At 58.3% G+C, this 17,845-nt stretch carries 16 protein-coding genes, 1 tRNA gene and 1 pseudogene; 5 read left to right on the top strand and 13 right to left on the bottom strand.

The genetic code is table 11. The annotated features are described in order from the left end of the window. Nucleotides 1-127: 127 nt before the first annotated feature. Complete coding sequence (locus QW863_RS32715; protein ID WP_315718072.1) at nt 128-1,561, bottom strand: coniferyl aldehyde dehydrogenase; 1,434 nt, start codon at nt 1,559-1,561, stop codon at nt 128-130. 486 nt (nt 1,562-2,047) lie between these two features. Between QW863_RS32715 and QW863_RS32710 the strand changes: the two genes are divergently transcribed. Together QW863_RS32710 and QW863_RS32705 are read left to right on the top strand one after the other, a co-directional pair. Continuing rightward, nucleotides 2,048-2,124, top strand: a tRNA-Met gene (locus tag QW863_RS32710). 680 nt (nt 2,125-2,804) lie between these two features. Beyond that, entirely contained in the window at nt 2,805-3,161 is a 357-nt protein-coding gene (locus QW863_RS32705) for a group II intron maturase-specific domain-containing protein (protein WP_315718070.1), read from the top strand. Here the strand turns inward: QW863_RS32705 and QW863_RS32700 are convergent. The 12 genes and pseudogenes from QW863_RS32700 to QW863_RS32650 all read right to left on the bottom strand — a co-directional run bounded on the left by QW863_RS32700 (nt 3,142) and on the right by QW863_RS32650 (nt 13,625). Further along, the gene (locus QW863_RS32700; protein WP_315769830.1) at nt 3,142-3,405 is read right to left on the bottom strand and encodes a phage integrase N-terminal SAM-like domain-containing protein; all 264 of its coding nucleotides are present in this window, start codon (nt 3,403-3,405) and stop codon (nt 3,142-3,144) included. The two genes, QW863_RS32705 and QW863_RS32700, sit on opposite strands and share 20 nt — an antisense overlap. A gap of 482 nt (nt 3,406-3,887) precedes the next feature. Next, complete coding sequence (locus tag QW863_RS32695; protein ID WP_315718612.1) at nt 3,888-4,187, bottom strand: helix-turn-helix domain-containing protein; 300 nt, start codon at nt 4,185-4,187, stop codon at nt 3,888-3,890. 97 nt (nt 4,188-4,284) lie between these two features. Beyond that, nucleotides 4,285-5,487 (bottom strand): Bcr/CflA family efflux MFS transporter, encoded by a 1,203-nt coding sequence (locus QW863_RS32690; protein WP_315718613.1) that lies wholly within the window; start codon nt 5,485-5,487, stop codon nt 4,285-4,287. Nucleotides 5,488-5,516: 29 nt separating this feature from the next. Next, the gene (ectB, locus tag QW863_RS32685) at nt 5,517-6,794 is read right to left on the bottom strand and encodes a diaminobutyrate--2-oxoglutarate transaminase (protein ID WP_315769827.1); all 1,278 of its coding nucleotides are present in this window, start codon (nt 6,792-6,794) and stop codon (nt 5,517-5,519) included. A gap of 37 nt (nt 6,795-6,831) precedes the next feature. Then, entirely contained in the window at nt 6,832-7,557 is a 726-nt protein-coding gene (locus QW863_RS32680; RefSeq protein ID WP_315718615.1) for a hypothetical protein, read from the bottom strand. Between the two features lie 28 nt (nt 7,558-7,585). Continuing rightward, a complete protein-coding gene (locus QW863_RS32675) occupies nt 7,586-8,773 on the bottom strand; it encodes a class I adenylate-forming enzyme family protein (RefSeq protein ID WP_315769839.1) in 1,188 nt (395 codons plus the stop codon). Nucleotides 8,774-8,801: 28 nt separating this feature from the next. After that, nucleotides 8,802-9,086 carry an acyl carrier protein gene (locus QW863_RS32670; protein WP_315718616.1) on the bottom strand — a complete coding sequence of 95 codons (285 nt, stop codon included), beginning with the start codon at nt 9,084-9,086 and terminating at the stop codon, nt 8,802-8,804. Continuing rightward, complete coding sequence (locus QW863_RS32665; protein ID WP_315718617.1) at nt 9,064-9,483, bottom strand: hypothetical protein; 420 nt, start codon at nt 9,481-9,483, stop codon at nt 9,064-9,066. Before QW863_RS32665 ends, QW863_RS32670 begins: the two co-directional genes overlap by 23 nt. Before the next feature lie 3 nt (nt 9,484-9,486). Further along, nucleotides 9,487-10,947 (bottom strand): prenyltransferase/squalene oxidase repeat-containing protein, encoded by a 1,461-nt coding sequence (locus QW863_RS32660; RefSeq protein ID WP_315718618.1) that lies wholly within the window; start codon nt 10,945-10,947, stop codon nt 9,487-9,489. A gap of 45 nt (nt 10,948-10,992) precedes the next feature. Then, nucleotides 10,993-11,259 (bottom strand): annotated as a pseudogene (locus QW863_RS36065) (hypothetical protein); the annotation flags it as partial. Next, complete coding sequence (locus QW863_RS32655; RefSeq protein WP_315718619.1) at nt 11,243-12,535, bottom strand: phenylacetate--CoA ligase family protein; 1,293 nt, start codon at nt 12,533-12,535, stop codon at nt 11,243-11,245. The pseudogene QW863_RS36065 and the gene QW863_RS32655, both read right to left, overlap by 17 nt. Nucleotides 12,536-12,587: 52 nt before the next feature. Next, nucleotides 12,588-13,625 (bottom strand): AMP-binding protein, encoded by a 1,038-nt coding sequence (locus QW863_RS32650; RefSeq protein WP_315718620.1) that lies wholly within the window; start codon nt 13,623-13,625, stop codon nt 12,588-12,590. Nucleotides 13,626-13,882: 257 nt separating this feature from the next. Between QW863_RS32650 and QW863_RS32645 the strand changes: the two genes are divergently transcribed. The 3 genes from QW863_RS32645 to QW863_RS32635 all read left to right on the top strand — a co-directional run bounded on the left by QW863_RS32645 (nt 13,883) and on the right by QW863_RS32635 (nt 17,189). After that, on the top strand, nt 13,883-14,860 hold the full coding sequence (locus tag QW863_RS32645) for a LysR family transcriptional regulator (protein ID WP_315718621.1): 978 nt from the start codon (nt 13,883-13,885) through the stop codon (nt 14,858-14,860). 380 nt (nt 14,861-15,240) lie between these two features. Continuing rightward, nucleotides 15,241-16,371 carry an amidase gene (locus tag QW863_RS32640; protein ID WP_315718622.1) on the top strand — a complete coding sequence of 377 codons (1,131 nt, stop codon included), beginning with the start codon at nt 15,241-15,243 and terminating at the stop codon, nt 16,369-16,371. Nucleotides 16,372-16,424: 53 nt separating this feature from the next. Then, nucleotides 16,425-17,189 carry an SDR family oxidoreductase gene (locus QW863_RS32635; RefSeq protein WP_315718623.1) on the top strand — a complete coding sequence of 255 codons (765 nt, stop codon included), beginning with the start codon at nt 16,425-16,427 and terminating at the stop codon, nt 17,187-17,189. Nucleotides 17,190-17,845 lie beyond the last annotated feature (656 nt).

The raw sequence follows: 17,845 nt of genomic DNA, 5'->3' as shown, positions 1-17,845 counted from the left end.
CGGCGCGCGGCAGGTGGCGAAGTCATTTGCGCTGAGCGTCGAACTCGGAATCGAGAGTTTGGTCTGCACCCGATCGTCTCGGGATTCCAGGGGGGGGGCGCGCCCTGCGCCCCCGAACGACGATTGGCTAGGACAGGAATCGCAGCAGCTTTTCGATCCGGGCGATGCTGGCGCCGTAGGGGGGGTAGAGATCCTTCATGCGGTTGAAGGGAGAGCGGTAGAACACCGGCTTCAACTTGCTGAAGCTGTTGAAGCCCCATTCGCCGTGATAATGGCCGATGCCGGAGGCGCCGACGCCGCCCATCGGCTGGTTCATCTGCGCAAAATGCAGAAGGCAGTCGTTGATGGTGACGCCGCCGGAGACGGTGCGCGCCAGCACCGTATCGCGGGCCGCAGCGTCAGTGCCGAACCAGTACAGCGCGAGCGGCCGGTCGTGGGCGTTGATGTGGCGGATGACGTCGTCGGATTGCCGATAGGTGATGATCGGCAGCAGCGGACCGAAGATCTCCTCCTGCATGACCGCCATGTCCGCGCTCGCGCCGACCACGATCGTCGGTGGAAATTTCCGCAGCTTCTTCCAGGCCGGATCTTCCGGGCTGGTCGTGCTCAGCGTCCTCGCGCCGCGCGCGATCGCATCGCGCAGCAATCCTTCCAGCCTGGCATAGTGCCGCTCGGAGATGATCGACGTGTAGTCGCCATTGGCCGGGTTGGTGCCGAACATCTGCAGCATGTGCCGGTGCAGCTTGCTCGCGAATGCGTCCCCATGCTGTTCGGGCACGAACACGTAGTCCGGCGCGATGCAGGTCTGGCCGGCGTTGAGCAGCTTGGCATAGGCGATGCGCTCCGCGGCTTCGTCAATGTCGGCGGAGACGTCGACGATGGTCGGTGACTTGCCGCCGAGCTCGAGCGTCACCGGGGTCAGGTTGCGCCCGGCGGCCTCAGCGACGATGCGGCCGACGCGGGTCGAGCCGGTGAAGACCAGATGATCGAACGGCAGCGCGGCAAAGGTCTCCGCGACGCCGTCCTCGATGCCGGTGACGATGAGCTCAGTCGGGTCGAAATTCGCCGCGATGAGCTCCTTGAGCAGCGCGGAGAAGTGCGGCGTCAGCTCGCTCGGCTTGATCATGACCCGGTTGCCGGCGGCGAGCGCGCCGATTGCTGGCGCCAGCGTCAGCTGCAACGGGTAATTCCACGGCGCGATGATGCCGACCACGCCGAGCGGCTGCGGGATCAGGCGGTTGCGCGCCGGCCAGAACTGCAGCGCGGTGGCGATGCGCCGCGGCGCCATCCAGCGCGGCAGCACCTTGAGCGTGTGCCTGATCTCGGCCTGCAGGAACAGCGTTTCGGCAATCGTCGTCTCGACGGCGCAGCGGTGGCCGAAATCGGCCGAGATCGCCTGCTCCAGGCGCTTCTCGTTGTCCGACAGCATCGCTCGCAGCCGCTTCAGGCCGTCCAGCCGTGCCGCGAGAGCGGGCGGGGGCGCATTGCGGGAGGCCTCGACCTGGGCGTGGAACGCGTCGTCGAGCGCCGAGAGGGCTGGGCTCTTCAGGGACTGGTCCATGGACGTCTCCTCGCGTGTACCGCGGCCGCGTGCAGGGCCGTCATTCTGGTTGGCTTAAAGCTGCCGCGTTGCGGGACCCTTGGCAAGCGCGGCGTCGGTTTTGCGCCGCCTGGGCGCGAGCGTGGAGCCAATCCATTTGGGGTGTGTGTCGTCGGTCCCTGCCGCTGCCCCTCGAAGAACTTGTCCTTGTCCCCAGCCCGGGCCGCGCCGTGGTCCCGGCCGGCAAATAGGTCGCTCTCATATGTATTTGTAATGTTGAGGTAATTTCTGCTGTGAGTCGTGCGACAGGCGGTGTCACAATCCGGCAAAAAAACTTCCCGAAAGGCCTTTCCAAACCGGCCTCGCATTGGTACATACCGCCCGCACCCGACGGCCGGCTAGGCCAACGGGCTCAAGCCTTCTCAGGAAGCCTTTGGGATGGATCGGCAGCGCCTCGGTGTCTGCCAGGACCGCCCGGCGCTTCTCTGAAGGTGACGCACAAGTTAACGCGGGGTGGAGCAGCCCGGTAGCTCGTCAGGCTCATAACCTGAAGGTCATAGGTTCAAATCCTATCCCCGCAACCACTTCTGTCATAACTCACTCACCGTCCCGGTCTAACCGCTGGGACGGACTCCGGGAATGAGGGATCCCGACGGCCCAGGTTCGGCTGCGCGCAGCCGCTATCTTTGGGGTTCATCGAGAGTGAAGGACAGACGTCCTCTCGACAGAACCTTGCCTTTACTACGAATCGGAGGGGCGGACGTTCGAATCGTTCCCGGCGCGCCATCGACTGCCCTAGGGGAGCGCCAACACCGCTCACCCCCTCTAGAGCGTTGGCCGTCCGAAGTGCCTCCAAGCGGAGGCACAAAACTTGAAAATACAAAGAATTACAGAAAGCCAGCGGCACGCTCGCGGTAGAATTCGGCCGTATCACCCGGACCGATGCCGCCCCGTGCCAGCCAAAGCGTGCAACAAAACGTCCAACAGGACGTCCAACATTTCGTCCAACAGGGGAGGGAATCATTCCTGACTTCCTCACCCGTCGGAATGGTACCTGGCATTCGCTCGGCGCGTGCCGGTCGAGTTTGCGGCACTGGACCCGCGTGGCATCGTCAAGCATTCGACCAGGGTTCGCTGTCTTCTGACCGCACGGGCCGGAGGGCCACGCGCGTTGCCGATCAACTGAACCAGGAACTTGAGAACCATTGGCAGGAGCTTCTTGCCTGCCAGATGGGCATTGCACCGCAGGGATATAACGAGGCCCGTGTCGGGCCCGCTCGCTGGGCTTTTGCGCAAGCTCGATGAGTGGATCAGGCGGCGGTTGCGCGCCATCGTCTGGACCCAATGGAAGCACGGTCGCACTCGCTTCGATGAGCTGCAACGCCGCGGCGTTGGCCGGGAGCTGGCACTCAAGACCGCCGGCAACCCACGTGGCCCTTGGCGGCTCTCGAACAGTGCCGCGCTGACCATGGCTCTGCCGAACGTCTTCTTCGTATCACGCGGCTTGCCTTACGGCACGCTCGTGCAATCAAGTGCCAAGCGTTACAATTTTCCACATAGCACTTTGGCACAAGAACCAGCTGGCCATCGGCAGCCGACGATCACGGAAAACCAATCCTGAAAAAACGTATGACAGCAAAGATGCGCTTCACGAAAACCTTCGGCGCGTGGGCGCCGCTCGACGCCAGATGCAGCCGGAAACCACGCACATCCTCTGGCTCGGCCTGATCGGGAGAGCGGCCGAGCAACGCGGCGAAGTCCTTGACCCTTTGTACGTAGTCATGTTGGGTCTTCGGAGCGAACTTGCGGATCGCCATGTCTTCGATCATGCGCTGGCGCAACGGGCTGATGGCCTGCTTGGTCATTGGGGATGCTCCTGTCTTGAGTGAGGTGTCGAACCCCTCATCTCAAGACAGGACGCCCCGTTGCGCTATCGTCTTGCCTCCGCCGCCAGCCGCGGAGTCCGCGCGAGCGGTTTAGTCCAATGGACCGGGGGCGACGTTCGATCGGGCAAATACGAGGTTCGCTTTCCCGGACGAGCGGGCGCGGCATCGCCGCGCTGGCGGAGTCGCCTGGTGGCCCCATCTTGGACCCTCGGTCATAGCCGGCGATGTCGCTCTCAGGGGGCAACCGAACGTGAGTCGTCGCACAGCCGGAAGGTTGCTATTGACCTAAACGGCCTTCCTACAGATAGTCTACGGCCTGTCCCGGCAACACGTATCCATACACTCGGAAGCCATCGTCCGTTTCATCCGCGGGCAGATGGATCTTTTCGAGTGCACTCCGAATCTTTTGACGGTGAGATCGGTCTGTCGCGAAAGAACAGTTCACAGGTCACGAGGTCAGCTCACAGCTTGGGCAAATCAATAAAACCCAACCGGATCGCTTTCACAATGGCTACGAGCCGGCTCCCCGTCTCCAGCTTTTCCATCGCGTTTCTAAGATGAAAATTAACCGTGTTCGTGCTGATTTGCAAAACGATACTAATATCCCACGAGGATTTGCCCTGGGCTGCCCAATGGAGGCAGTCAATTTCCCGTTTCGATAGCTTCAGCGATCGATCACCTGCCATTGTTTGGATAACCCTTCTTTTGACGCTTGGACGAGGAGCCGCGTGTGCGCTCGGCACCTCCGGAACATTGTCCATCGCTCTCCGACTTCGTCATCGCATGTAGAGCGGTTGGTCAATGGCAGACCCTCGGCAAAACCGGACCTCCCATGACCGGCTTCAATGTCAAGCCTCATTATGAGTTGAGTGCATCGCGCGGTTCGCGTTTCGCTCGGTAGCGATCCGCGATCAGAGTTCCGAAGGCTCCAAGGAAGGTGAGCATCCACGGTCCGAGCGGCTTCCCATCGGAAAAATATCCGACAAGCATGCTGCCTGCCGCAGCAGCCAAAAGTTGCAGCGCGCTGAGCAATGCTGCGGCACTACCGGCGCTCGACGCGTGCTGGGCCAAAGCGCCGACGCTCGCGTTCGGGAATATCACCCCAGTGCATAGCATAACAATTCCGACAGCTAATACGGTAAGCGCGCCAGACTGGGGCTGCAAAAAAGCGACCAAGGGAAGTCCGATCGAGACCAACAGCATTGTAGCCGAAGCGACCCCAAGCACGGCATCTCCGCCGAACCGATGGAATAGATGGGCGTTAATCTGGGCAGAAAGAATATAGCAGACGGACCATATCGCGTACGCGACCGAATACAACCAGGACGAATATCCATAGAACTCGATAAGAATAGCGGGTGAACTCGTGATGTACGCGTATAGTGTGAACATAGCAAAACAACTCATGACGACATTCGTCACGAAGCCGGGCTCGCCTAAGATCCGCAAGTTCAACGCAAGAACGTGCGCCGGCATAACCGTCATGCGCATTTGTTGTGGCAGCGTCTCGGGAACAAACGCAGAGGCAACTGCGCAAGATATTAGTCCATACCCTGTGCAAAACCAAAAAATCGCCCTCCATCCAAATTCATTAAGCAGGAGCGAACCGCCGATTGGCGCTACAATGGGGCCGACGCCCATTACCAGTATCAGTTTGGCGAGCAGATGTCTTGCGACTTGACCGGTCGCGATGTCACGGACCATCGCACGCGGTATGACCGTAGGTGCCGAGCATCCAAGCGCAGCGAAAAAACGCAGCGCGGCCAGCGATTCGATATCGGTGGCCAAAGCACAACCGGCAGAGGCCGCAGTGTAGACGAGAATGCCGCAGATTAAAGGGGTGCGGCGCCCAAACCCATCGGATAGCACGCCTTGGATAGCTTGACCGAGGGCCAAGCCAATAAACCACGCGGCAAGGGTAATTTGAGCGCTGCCCTTCGGGGCGGCGAACGTGGTTTCGATCGCCGGAAAGGCGGGCAGATACATGACGGTTGACACTGAGCTGATCGAAATCAGAACGCCCAGGATAGTCGGTAGGAGAGGAGACGTTTTCACCGTCATGTTCTCGAAAGTTGGATTGGACTTTGAGGCTAGGCTGCGTCGACTTGCGCCGGTCGCCCTAACGTGCTCGCGACGACCTCACGCAGCGTATCGATCGCAAACGACAGATCCGTAGAGGAAATCGTTAAAGGCGGCAGCAGTTTCACGACATGGTCGTGGACGCCACAGGTCTCGGCGATTACGCCATTCTCAAACAAACGTTTAGAGATCTGATCGGCAAGAGCAACGGACCGGAATGACAAACCCGTGATAAGTCCTCGGCCAACCACGCTTGCCTCGCCGTCCGTAGAGTCAGCAATCGCGGTCAGTTCCCTTGTCAACACATTTGCGTGCTCCTGAACCGATCTCGCGAAGTCACCGTTCGTCCAGTAACATCGGATAGCAGCCGTTGCGCCGACAAACGCAAGATTATTTCCGCGGAAGGTTCCATTGTGCTCACCCGGCGACCAAATGTCGAGGTCAGGGCGGATCAATACTACGGATAGCGGCGCTCCGAGGCCGCTCAGCGATTTGGAAAGTACGACCATATCTGGCTGAACCGCGCTACCCTCGAAGCTAAAGAACGATCCGGTCCGCCCACAACCAGCTTGAATGTCGTCGACGATAAGCAACGCTCCGATCTCCCGGCAGAGCCCAGCGATTCTCTCGATCCAAGACATGCGTGCGGCAGCGAGACCACCTTCGCCCTGTACCAGTTCAACGATCACCGCTGCCGGTCGATCAATTCCAGAGCCTGGCGATGTGAGCATCGCTTCGATGTAATCGCAAACGTCGACTGACGGACCGAAATAACCGTCGTACGGAAGGAACGTAACATTTGTAAGTGCGACGCCGGCACCCGCCCTCTTGACGGGATTCGATGTCAAAGCGAGCGCGCCAAGACTCATCCCATGATAGCCGTTTGTGAACGCCACGACATTGGTACGACCAGTGATCTTGCGCGCCAATTTCAATGCCGCTTCAACAGCATTAGTTCCGGTCGGACCTGTAAACTGAATTTTGTACGTAAGTCCGCGTGGAGCGAGGATGCGATCTGAAAAAGCCTGCAAGAATTCGGCCTTCGCTACCGTATGAAGATCTAGCGATTGAACGATGCCGCTTCCATTGAGATACTCGATCACCGGCGCGACGATAAGAGGGTTGTTGTGCCCATAGTTCAAACTTCCAGCACCTGCAAGAAGGTCGAGGTACTTTCGGCCATCTGTGTCCACCATCCAGGCGCCGCTTGCGGACGAAAAGGTAACCGGGAAATGTCTGCAATAGGATCGCACGTTAGATTCCGCGCAGTCGAATATTGTCGTATACATTGCTTAGTCCCTCTCGTTTAAGACGCACTAGGGCAACCTAGGAAGCTGGATGATTGCGCTCCTGGAGCAGCGAGGCCGACCCGAAGCCGCTATGAGTGCGCAGTCGCTCTAGCATTTCGTCGCGGCTTGACCACATCAGATAAAACGGTTCACCCGGAAATGAGGCTGGTGCAGGCGCGACGATGCAAGGAGCGATATGCGAGAAGGCGTTGCTGCCGAGCGGGAGCGTTGATCGCGCAACCCTCTCAAAGCATGTCGCGCAAAGCCATTCGACCCCGAAGTGCTTGATTGAGAGCAAGCGAGTCATCCGTCCGACGCACGCATTGATTCCCTCCTGTCGGAGTTCGGGCGCGACGAAGGCGGCCCCACAATACGCGACTTTGCCGGCCATGAAGGGGAACTCCGGCGTGAGCAATTCTTCCGCAAACGGCGCCAATCGCGGAGCGAGATCCCAAAAGACCTTTCCCACAGCCAGGTCGTAGCGAAAATCGTGGCTATCGATCAACTTGATGGCTGCTGTCGCAACGCAATGGCCCGATCTGCGCGCGATCGCCCAAAAACTATTTGCTGGCGTAAGGTAGCTGTGTTCTGGATCGTACGTGCTGAGAACTACCTCGCCGGAGAGCTCATAGTAGGCAGCCGCAAAAACGGCGAAATCGCTACCGACTTCGAATGTAAGGCCCAGGCCGGCGAGATAGGCGTGCCCTCGACGAACATAATCATTAATGAAGAGCAGCCAATCGGGAACTGGGTAAGAGCGCATGTGTGTGTACCTTATCGTCTCGCGGTGTTCATTGTGCCTCAACTGAGTTTTCGCTGACCAGGCGCCGAATGCGAACTTTTCCGGTATTGGTCGATGGCAGCGTATCGGCATAAACGTAGCGGGCTGGGTACACGTGAGCTCCAAATAGTCGTGTGACCGTCCGACCAATCGTACGCTCATGCTCTGCTCGCATGGCAGGGGAAACGCTACGTGCGAGCGTGATCAAGTAGAAGGTATGCCCACGGACGACGTCCGGCTCGATCACAATTGTCATTGGCCTGTCTGGAAACACCATTTCAAGCTCGGTCGCGAGGAGTCCGAGACGAACGTTAACGCCGTTGACTTTCACCAGATCGTCTCGACGGCCATTGAGCCGGATCTGTCGCCCCGGATGAATTTCTACGTCATCTTCGATGGTGATGCCGTCGAGATTGGGGCCAAGCTCTCCGCTTGGTGAAGCTGTTGCGCAGCGTGGGCTCAATACACGGAGCCGTCCCTCAAGGTCTGGACCGAGCAGAGTGGTGTCGGAACACAGCTGCCAAAAGCTCGCGTCGTCGCGCGCCGATTGTCGATATGCAATTGCGCCAGTTTCCGTCGATCCGAAGATTTCGCGGAGGGCGTAAGAGGACGGGCGGCCAAAGTTCGGCATGTCCCGAGCAACTCGCGGGACCGGGCCAGCAGAATGGAGGATTGTCGTCGATGGATCGTCCAGAACCCCGGTGCGCATCAACATCTGCCAAGTCGAGGGGAGGCTAGGAATAATTCGTCTCCCGGACGATGGAACGCGGAGGATTTCACCTCCCTGAAGCTGGGGGCAATAGGTCAGGCGAGCGCGCTTGTTGCGCGCGAGTGCGATCCCGCACAAGAAGCCGAAGGCGTGGTTTACAGGAGCGAATGAAACCACTTCATCGACTTGCTCGAGTGCGAAAGCCTGCACAATGCAGTTCGCTTCAAGTTCGACCTGCAGCATCGATCGCCACGCTACCTTTGCCGTCCCAGTCGTCCCTGAGGAGCGTAGACCGATACTTGCACAGAGGGGGATAGTCTGGCGAAGCTGGCTAGCCCGCCAAAAATCGATCGACCAGGGGGCGCATGTGAGCGAGCGATCGAGTTCGCTGCGCACCATGCATCGCTCGTCTGATTTAGAATCGAATAGCAGAGCCTGCAGCTCCGGCCAGGACAATTCCTTGGCCGCTGGTCGGGTGGTCGTATCCATCGCGTCCACGTTCGCGCCTCCTCGGCATTCACTCCGCAGCACCTGACACGTGCTTAACGCTCAACTTTCGTTCGACCAATTGGGCTGCCCGTCGAACAGTCGAAAGATTAAAGGAGAGATCGTCAACACCAAAATCGATCTCGATTCCGAATAGTTCTTCAAGGAGTGAGACCATTTCCATAGCTTTCAGGCTGTCGAAGTTCAGTCCAGGAATGCTTGGAAGGGGCGTGTCGATCTGAGCGAGTTTCAGCTCGAACGGAAATAGTTCGCGCGAAGCGGCTAAGATCTTGTCAACAGTCGTCTCGCCCGGCATTGCGCCCCTCCTTTACTGCGCGATCGCGCATTTCGGCCAATATGACATTCCAATGATCGAACGGATCAACCGGGATCAGTCGTATGAAGAGGCGGTCGTGCGGGAATACGTCTTTCGACGCACTGAGCACACCCTCAACAATCTTGTCACGCCAGGAGCGCTCACGTGTTTGGTCTACCTCGATAGCAATAAACGCGACGGAGGCCAGCGATTTCACATTCGAGCGGGCGAGCGGGGCGGGTCCAGAGAATACGGCACTCGGATCAATGACCAGCCAGCGAGTAAGTACGTGCCTGACATCGACTCCCAGCCGTCCGAAGGTGACCGTGACGCGTCGACAGAAGCGGCCCCGCATAGTGGGGTCTTTGAGGTCGGAGTGGATCGTTAAGGTGGGCATGGCTCAAGCGGTCAACGCGAGAACAGGAAGCGAGAACGCGGGATCATCAGCCTTACGCTTCAAAAGCGTAAATAGCGCTACCGCTAATGGATCCTGGCCGCTTTGCTGTAGCGGCGTCCATCCGATCTCACCGGTCTTGGAAACGAGTTTCGCAAGAAAACGGTCCAGCGAAGATGATGACATAGGGAGGCGATCGTTCTGGCCATAGGCAAGCAACGCTTGGTAGGTCGCATAAAGGCTTGGCAGAGAGGCTCTTGTTTCTCGGAAACCGGACATGATAGACAGTTCGCCGAGACAATTGGCGGTCTTCTCGGCCAAATCTCGTTGGCCAAGGCTGTGCAGTATATAGCTAGCCTGGGCAGTCGCACTTCCGCTTGATAAGCCGCGGGGTGTAGCGGCGGCGCCGTCCGGGCGCAAGCATCGCATAACAAAGCCGGTAAGAGAGCGATGATCGATTTCGTTGTTGGCGTCCCTTCCAAGCGAGGTAAGGATGGCAACCGCGGACATCGATGACGTCATATCAGATCCTCGCCCCACCCAATACCCGAAGCCGCCATCTGGGTTTTGCAACTCTCTAATCCACTCGACCAGCCTTCCTTCCTCGCGGAGCCGCCGGCCCGCCAGGCGGAGGGCCGACACGGCCCATAGTGAACAGCGCACCTCTGCGCCGCGCCCCGGCATATACATTACGCCGCCTTCCCATGGGGTATGTGCCGTTTGGAGCCATTCGCACAGCGTCTCGATAGAGGGATGTCGGGGGGAATTGATGCAGGCGATCATCACTGCCGATGCGGTCGTCAGTGCGTCGCTGGCAAGCGCGATTGGGCGATAGTTGAGCCCTCCCGACGGGACGCTTGTCCGTATAACACTTCGGCGTACGACATCCGCTTGGGCCGCCTCCAGCTTCGAGTCGAGCGCCGCGAGTGCTCCGACAGCCGAAAAGTTTGCCCATACATCGGACTGAGCGCTGCCCTCCCAACGAGTAAACCCCTCCGGCGTCAGTTGGCCGAGTATCCACTCGCGGCACGCTTCCGGCTCGGCTGGAGACCATCCCAGAGCTCGAAGAGCGCTTGTGGCCCGAAACGTCGCCCACATGCATGGCGCTGCGTTCGCATGAAAGCAAAACGCGCCGGTTTCCGCCTGTCTGCTCTGCATCCACTTTAGAAGTTCGTGCCCTTGCCAGGGCAGATCCGGACGCTGTTGGAGAGCTTTAAGAGCGTTAACGGCGTAGTAGACCGCCCTTACATCCGATTGTCGGTGGCCTGGACACCAAGTAAGGCCACCGTCTGGCAATTGAAGCGAGCGCAGCCAAGTTAAGAGCTCGGCCTGGGCGGGAATCTTCGCCCGCACGATTTCGTGGAAAAGACGCGCGGCGTAGTAAGTCGCCCATACGTCCGGCTCCTGCCCGGCGATCATTGCAAAGCCGCCGTTGCCGTGTTGGAGGCGAGCCAGCCAGTCGGCCATTCTTGGAATTTCGGGCACGGGCGCGCCCAAGTCCGTCAATGCTTGGCTGCAGTAGTATGTGGCCCACACGTCTGATATCAGTCCCCGTTGCCACGCGAAGCCTCCATCGCGATTTCGTCGTGACAAGAGGTAATGTATCGTTCCGCTGCGCTCGGGCTCGGGCAGCGTGTACTCCAACCACCTCAGGGTTCTCACACCAGCGTAGGTGGCCCAAAGGTCTGCCCCGCCAGTGCCCGCCCCGCCGTCCCGCAACAGATGCAACGAGCCTGACAGGCGCTCGATGGACGGGTCGAGGCTAAGCTGCGACGGCATTGGAGCGCTTCCAGCTCTTTAGCGACGCCCCACTCTTTGTCGTGATGGGAAGCTGAGCTACAATCTCGAGTTCAAAATTCAGTCCATGATCGCGAAATGATCTGGCCGCATTTTTCGAGAGCTCGTCTAGTCTGTCGCTATAGTCCGGGTCGTGTTCCAGAATGATGCCGACAACTTCGTTATTCCGAACCTTTAGTAGGTATCCAGTGACTCCTTTGGTATTGTAGACCATGCTATCGACCTCGGCTGTGAGGTAATTGCGGCTACCAATTCCGAGCGTCTCTTCTTCGCGCCCTAGAATCTCGAGGTATTTTCTCGAGCTGCTCGTGTCACCTAGTATCTTGACTCTGTCGCCTGTGTCGAAGCGCAGCAGCGGCCTTGCGAATGCATTCAACGTAGTGATGACCAGTTGACCGCAATCCCCTGGCTCGGCAGGCTTGATTCCTTCTGGTGTCGATATCTCACAGATATATGCATATTCCAGAAGCCGGAGAGAGTTGTCGCTGCCTGTTGCGGCAATCGTTCCTGTCTCGGTCGACCCGTAGCTCGCAACGTAGACGTCGGCGTCCCACTCGGACGCCAGCATCTGCCGCAATTCCCGGCAGACGACCTCGCCGGAAAGCATGATGGTGTTTACCGAGGCGGCGCAAGAGCGAAAGGTTCCTCGGATCTTGAATACACGCATCATCTGGATCAGCGTGCCGGGTGATGCAAATACTACCGTGGGCTGAAAGCGACTGCAGAGCGCTTCAATCCGATCCCAGGAAACAATGCCTTGGGTGAAGGGAAAGCATCTCGCGACGCAAGCACTTGCCATTTCGCATACGCCGACGATTAGATCGCCGATAGGTGCGATATCGGACGGCAGCAAGGTCAAGCAGCGGTCATTCGGCCGAATGACCTCTCCCCATTGTAGAAACACACTTCCGTAATTCCAGGCGATATCTTCTGCCGTTCTGCGTGTCGGCGTTGCCGTTCCTGTTGTTCCAGTCGATTCATAGTACTTGACTGCTTGTTCGATAAGGCTGCTCTCGAAATCATCGGGACGCGCCTTCAAGGCAGCTTTAGAAGTAACATCGAGTTGTTGAAAGGCGCCGACGCTAAAGCGGCCCAGATGTGAGTATGCCCGCGACGACTTCGCGATATCCCAAACCCGCGCGAGCTTTCTTTCCTGATACGCGCGGAGCAGTGGAGGACATTCGCTTTGCCAAACGCTTCGCATCTCGGCAAGTGCATTGTTGGCCTCCGACGAGGCGCTCGTCGCTTCAATATTCATCGGAAACTCCGTGGATAGGCCGACAGTGTGACGTCGAGCGGCGATGGAGAGGCTAGAAGTCGAGGAACACGTAGTCGGCGCACTTGCCGCTGCGGTCGTTGATGACGAACGGCTCGCTCGAATCCACCGACAATATCTCGCGAAGGACGTCGTTCTGGACGTCGTCCTCGATGAGCGCCTTCAGGACATCATCATGCGATGGCTCCGCCGCACCGAACTGAGGCCTTATCCGGATCTCGATTCGCTTCACAACGCCGTCGCGCTGACGGAGTATGACCTGGGAATCTTCGATGTTGCGAATACGGCGTACCGCCTGCGCGATCGCTCTAGGCGAGACGTTGTTTCCGTCGAAGAATATTCTGTTGTCGGCGCGGCCCAATACTTTAAACTCAAGAATACGTCCGTCAGCGGTCTGATCGACCGCCTCAATGAGATCGGGAACCTTGTATCTCAGCATTGGGTTGATGACGGCCTCATTCAATGACGTTACGACCAGTGAGCCGTCCACCAACTCGACGTATTGATAGTCAAGGGCCCGGAATTGGTTGCGCGGCATCTCTGGCGTTTGGAAGCCGATCACCCATGGTTCAGTCCCACCGTAAACGCTCCAGAGCTCAGCGTTGGGGAATGCGCGCGTTATAGCCCGTTCGTGAAAACCCTTTAGAGGCTCTCCGGTCCAGAGGACTGCTTGGACCGTCGGCATGTCCCGGCCAAGCTTGACCACATAAGAAGCGATGATCTCCAGCAATGTAGGGTTTCCGGAGATTACGCAGGCCTCGGATTGGAGGAGCACGCGGCCCCAGATTGCATCGAGATCGAGGTCGTTTGCGACATTGCCGAGGTGCAGGTATATCATCCCCTTCGAGAGACAAAGCTCTCGGAAGAAGTGGTTTGCTGACCAGGCCTTGCCGCCAGAAGAGAAATCGACGAAGCGCCGACCAGACGTCCGGGACGTCGGATTCCATGATTGCAGTATCTCTGGGATGTGCTGATGCCGTGGTTGTAACCCGATTTTGGGTTGACCGGTTGTCCCAGACGACATGAATAGATAGGCGCCGCTCCCTCGCCAAGCGTCGGAGATCTCGCGCATGGCGTGCAGGTATCCCTGCTCGGTCAGGAGAGGTACGGCGCGTAGGTCGGCAGGACTCCTGATAGGGTCGGCAGATGTGTACGCCTCAGCCAAGTTCGGAAGAGTGCGGAGGTAGCTCAACAGACGATTGGGAACGGTCCAACACACATCCATCACGCAACATCCTTTTGCATCTAACGGTAGTATGGTAGTATCAGTTGAACTTCAACGCGTCCAATACGAATGAAATATAGGGCGTCTTCTAAAACAGGTATGACATGCCTCAGTTGCGACGTTTCCGGCAATTCATCGTAGTTGCGGAAGAATTGAGCTTCAGTCGGGCGGCTAAGCGCCTCAATATTGCGCAGCCGCCTTTGACGGCGGCAATCAAGGCTTTAGAGGCCGAGCTGGGGCAGACATTGATTGATCGTGGTACCCGCGTTTTTGGTCTGACCACGGCCGGGAAAGTATTTCTCCGTGAAGCAAAATTGACTGTTGCACAAGCTGATCGAGCCATGTCGCGCGTACGAAGCGCAGAGCAGCCCATCGAGGGGCCTCTACGGATTTCGTTCGTTGGGATGGGCGGAGCATACAACCTTGTTCCTCGGTCGTTGCGGCAATTGCGTGCCGAGCATCCGAAGATGGAGCTCGTCCTTGTCAAGGCAACAACCGCACAACAGATGAAGATGCTGCATACGCGGCAGGTGGACATCGCGATCGTTGCTGGCCCCGTGCTCACAGCCGACCGGCTTTCCACGGAGTTGCTATTTTCCAGCCAAATGGTTGCAATAGTTCCCGACAACCATCGCTTCGCGAGCCCTTCTGTGACAACGGTGTCGCTTGTCGACCTCGCGCACGAGAACTGGATTTTATTCCCACCGACCGAGGGGCCAGGGCTTTATGGCAGCATTGTTGCAGCTTGCGCTCAGACGGGCTTCCACCCTTACGTGAGTCATTGCGTACCTGACTTCCAGACCGCGATAGGCTTGGTCGCTGGCGGGCTTGGGATTTCGGTCATTCCTATGTCACTTCGATCGGAGATCCGGCCGGGCGTGGCCGTGCGTCAACTGACCGGATGTGGAACACCTATCAACTATGATCTCCTAATGACCTGGCGGTCCGAACCGGACGCGTCGCCGGCCACTGCGAGCTATATTTCTATCTTGCGGCGGGTCGCGCAACAGGGACCTCAAGAGCCTGATCTGGACGTTCCGGACTTATCGTTGCTGCCAAGTGCACATCCCGAGTTGCCCTAGAACCATCGACGAGCCATTTTCGAATTTTGCACCGCCACTCCCGCGACCCACTAAATCTGGTAGGTCACCCGGGTGAGTTGGTGTGCTTGAGTGGCCGTCGCTCCACGAAGGAGGAGGCGAGAGCAATGATAGCGGTTACAGACAAGGTCACATCGTTCTTCCGCGCATGCAAATTGGAGGACCAATCGGCTACGTCGCCCCTTCCGGAAACGCTCCGCATGTCGCTGGAGGCACGCGTCGAAGCGAGGCAGGATGGAAGCCTTGATGCTGACCGTTGGAGGTCTGAGTGCGGCATCTGGAGCACATGGGCAGATACTCGCTATCGAGCCTGCGCACATCGGAAAGAGTTAGGATCGAACGCACGGGCTATACGCATTGGAGTGAAGGACACGATCAACGTCGTTGGCTTTCCCACGCGTCTTGGTCTGCGGCATCATCGGCACTATCCGGACAGCAGTGCCGCTGCCGTTCGAGCGATAGATACAGAGTTCGCAGAGATAGTCGCCAAGGTTGTCACGACTGAGCTTAACCTCGGTGTTGGCTCCGGCTGTGTCAATCCCTACGTGCCGGACGTTGCTCCCGCCGGCTCGAGTACCGGATCGGCCGTGTCTGTGACAGCCAACATTTGCGACATATCCCTCGGGACGGATGTGCTTGGATCCATCCGCTGGCCAGCGGGAAATTGTGGCGCTGTCGGTCTACGCACGACCTGCGACAGAGCCGACCTTCATGGTATCTTCCCTCTGTCTCCTCAGATGGACGCACTGGGCTGGGTCACACGCAGCGCTGAGGATCTTTTCTTCTTATGGCAACTGTTGCGCCTCGGCGGTCAAGAGAGATCAGCGATTGCGCCTTTAGGCCGCTGCCAAGTCTCGGTTGTTGAGAACGCTTTTGATCGAGGTTGTTGTCATCCTGAAATGCGGGACGCGTTGCATCTTGCATGCCGTCTACTCGAGGACGCCGGGCACCACATTCGATCGGTGCGATTGGACGATCTCTGGGCGCAGCGCGAAGCGGCATGGCAACTCTGTGCTCGCGAGGCTTGGGATGGTTACCGCCTGTGGCAGAAATGGATGAAAACTGAATTGTCGGAATCGACGCAGGCTGCGCTGGAAATCGGAGCTCGCATCGATGATCAATCCTATGGCCGAATACTCGACAGACTTGCAGCGTGCCGCAAAGATATCGAGTCGCGGTTCGACGCGGAGTCTGCCGAGATTTGGTTGCTACCTCTTCACCCGACACCGCCTCGCAGCCTGAGGGACGCTGTGATGCCCAAATCGACCATCCCAGCCTCAGACCAACCCGACTACGAACAACGATTGGGCTACACGCCAATCGCGAGTTTCGCTGGACTTCCTGCAATCACCATGCCGATAAAACGAAGCGAAGTAAGTGGTGCTCCCCTGGCCATTCAAATGCTTGGCCGCCCACACCGAGAAACGCAGCTTATTGCTATAGCCGCCGACTTGGAACGGGTAAGAGGCGATCTCAGATGGAATCCATCTTGAACCGATCAGATCGACGAGAAACTACTTGAGTCCCAGGAGCGAAAGGAAGATCGATGACGGATGCAGTTGTCGTAAGCGGTGGTGCAAGCGGGATTGGCCTTGCGGTCGCCAAGCACTTCCATCAACAGAGCGCTCACGTAGTCGTTCTTGGGCGTCGCGCAGATCGGTTGGAGAAAGCGGCTGAACACCTGAATCGGAGCGGAGGCGTTCCGGTTCTCCCGATTGCCGTTGATCTCACCCAGGCAGACCAAGTACAGCGCGTCTGCGACGAAATCACACACAGGCATAAGGAAATACGCGTTCTGGTGGCGGCGGCCGGCGGGAATGTTGTGCTGACGTCACCGCCCGGTTCATACGGCCCAGACCTCTCGGGTATTGCGAGGCGCTGGACCGAAAACTTCGCATCTAATGTGTTGAGTGCCGTCCTCCTCATCGAAGGCTTACGCAGGCACCTCAGTGCGCCGGGCGGACGGATCATTCTTATCAGCTCTATTGCGGCATATCGAGGGTCGGGCAACGGCTGTTACGGCGCCGCCAAGGCGGCCTTGCACCCGTATTGTTATGATCTCGGCGCGGAACTCGGACCAAAGGGCATCACGGTGAATGTGGTCGCACCCGGCTATATTGCGGAGACTGAGTTCTTCGGCGATCGCTTATCGCCTGAGCGCCGAGAAATGCTGATCGGTCAGACGATGAATAGGCGAGCGGGTCTGCCCTCTGATATCGCCAGCACGATCGGATGGTTGGCCTCGCGCGAAGCCGGACATATCACGGGCCAGATCGTTCAGGTCAACGGGGGGGCTGAGCGAGGAAGATAAGAACTGCTGCGTGCGGCGGAGCGAAACCGCCTTTGGAGGCGCGCCGCAGTTGGCCCGCGTATCCACAACTGACGCTGACGCCATGCCCAGGCTCTTCTCGCTGATCCTGAAGGCCGCGGGCTATGATCCGGGGCCTGAGCCTCGCTCACGGCAGCGCTCGGCGAACGACCCACAGGTGAGATCCTGGCTGCAAAATTGCAGGGCGAGACGATCAGCTTCGGTCCCAAGCTCACGGATGGTCCGTTCACAATGCGATTCGAGCTCAACGGCCGGATGACCTATCCGCACTGGAAAGAGTCCCTTGGACCTGCAGCCGGGACATGACGGTCGCGGAGGATAAGATCTGTATCCTGAACTCGGGTGCCCGTCGTCGCTGTTACATCCCAGCTTGGCCTCCCGTTCATCTTGCAAGCCGCGTTGCCACGACTTTTCGCGATGCCAAAGCTTCAACCAGAAGAGAGCTTCGGAGGGGCGCATGTCGTGCATCTTATCAAACAAAACGCTTGTGGCTATCTGGTGAGTGCAAACCGGCCCACCATTGATACACAAACAAGGCGCCGTCGATCCGCGGGCATGGACTGACCTGCCCCTAAGAATTTCCTCCAGAACGATTTAGAGTCCGGCCTGACGAAGGACGGACAGATGAAGCGAAAGCG

The sequence above is a fragment of the Bradyrhizobium sp. SZCCHNR1017 genome (assembly GCF_032381375.1).
GTDB lineage: Bacteria > Pseudomonadota > Alphaproteobacteria > Rhizobiales > Xanthobacteraceae > Bradyrhizobium.
The sequence above is the reverse complement of the archived record's forward strand: the minus strand, read 5'-3'. Positions and strand labels throughout refer to the sequence as shown.